Source organism: Sphaerisporangium album (assembly GCF_003323745.1).
GTDB lineage: Bacteria > Actinomycetota > Actinomycetes > Streptosporangiales > Streptosporangiaceae > Sphaerisporangium > Sphaerisporangium album.
Map to the genome: position 1 here is coordinate 1 of NZ_QOIL01000056.1, position 1,400 is coordinate 1,400.

Below are 1,400 nucleotides of genomic sequence, written 5' to 3' on the forward strand. Positions count from 1 at the left end.
GGAGACCACCCGGGCCCGTGGAACCCCGCCACCCGACGCGACAGTCGGACCACGAGCATGGCCACCCGCGAAAACAAGGTCGGGTGCGGTCGCTACGCGACCAGAGCCCACTCATGAAAGATCGAGGCTAGAGTCCCATGTCCCAGAGCGGTCCGGCGTGTTCGGAGTAGAAGGGCTCGGGAACTGGATGCCACCGTTCGGGCCTGGTGCTGAACAGGGTGGCGGTGGCCGACGAGACCCTGCTCCAGAGCTCCAGTCGCTGTCTGCAGTGCGGGCCCGATGAGGGTGTCCGGGGCTGCCTCGACGAACGTGCTGGCTTGTCGCGCGAACTGGAGCAGCACGGTTGCGTCGTCCGGATCGGCTCTGAGCCGACTCTGCGAGGATATCGAAGATCTGTTCCCCGCTGGCCGAAGGGGCCCATGCGTGAACACCGGAGAGCCGCCGACTGGCGACCTGCGCGAGCACTACCGGCAACTCCGCCGCAGCCAAAGCTGGCTGGACGTGGCCATGTGCTGGACGGTGGTGGTCCCGGACAGCGGGAAAGCACTCAACTTGAACCAGATCGCGACCCGCCTCAGCGGGGACACGCCACACCAGCTTCATGACCCCGCACCGCTCAGCGCCATCGTTCCCTACGACGGCGAGCCCTATCCCGTGCTCGTCGACTGGTACGACTCCGCCGCCATTCTCTTCGAGTTGACCACCTCGGATCCAGTCCCGCCGTACTCCAGCGACTCAGTCAGGGAGCACGGATCTACAGCGCCTGGTGGAACGTCAACAACAGGCTGAGCTTCGCAGCCGGAGGCGAGCTCATCCTAATGATGGACGCGCTCTTCCCCGGCCGCCCGGAAGACTATTCTGGCATCGGCCAATGGCCCGAGCTGGAACCGATGACGGACTCCTTCGCCGAGTTCGAGAAACGCGGCGACGGCTACGACTGGAGGGCCGCCTGGTTCGCGGTCATCGACCAAGCCACAGGAGCAAGACTGACCAGCGAGTGGCTGGAACAAGCGCATCCCTATGTAAACAGTCCGCATGGCCGACGCCATACGGTGACCCGCACCCGGGCCGTCGGGTCTGGGAATGATCACGAGTAGCCCGGGAAGCGATCTTGTCTTGGGCGCATTACCGCTGCTCAGTCGTACTCGTGAACACCCCATTGGAGACCGAGCTGGTCTTTCCTAACGAGCTTCGTTCGCACGTAGCCGCGGACCAGTCGACATTCGCGGCCACTTCGCGACAGCGCGCTACCTGGCGAACGTTCGTGGACAGCGCACTAGGAGCTGTTTGGAGTTCGGATCATGTGGTTGAGGTGAGGAGCTTCAGCCACATGATCGAGCCCCGTAGGTAGAGGCCGGCCTCGTAGCTTTCCGGGGCTTTGTCGTAGCGGGTGGCCAGGC

At 64.3% G+C, this 1,400-nt stretch carries 2 protein-coding genes; both read left to right on the forward strand.

Going from position 1 to position 1,400, the window contains the following annotated elements; all coding sequences use genetic code 11:
- Nucleotides 1-423: 423 nt before the first annotated feature.
- On the forward strand, nt 424-789 hold the full coding sequence (locus DQ384_RS40805) for a hypothetical protein (protein WP_147269114.1): 366 nt from the start codon (nt 424-426) through the stop codon (nt 787-789).
- A gap of 32 nt (nt 790-821) precedes the next feature.
- Complete coding sequence (locus tag DQ384_RS40170; RefSeq protein ID WP_147269115.1) at nt 822-1,097, forward strand: hypothetical protein; 276 nt, start codon at nt 822-824, stop codon at nt 1,095-1,097.
- Nucleotides 1,098-1,400: the final 303 nt, after the last annotated feature.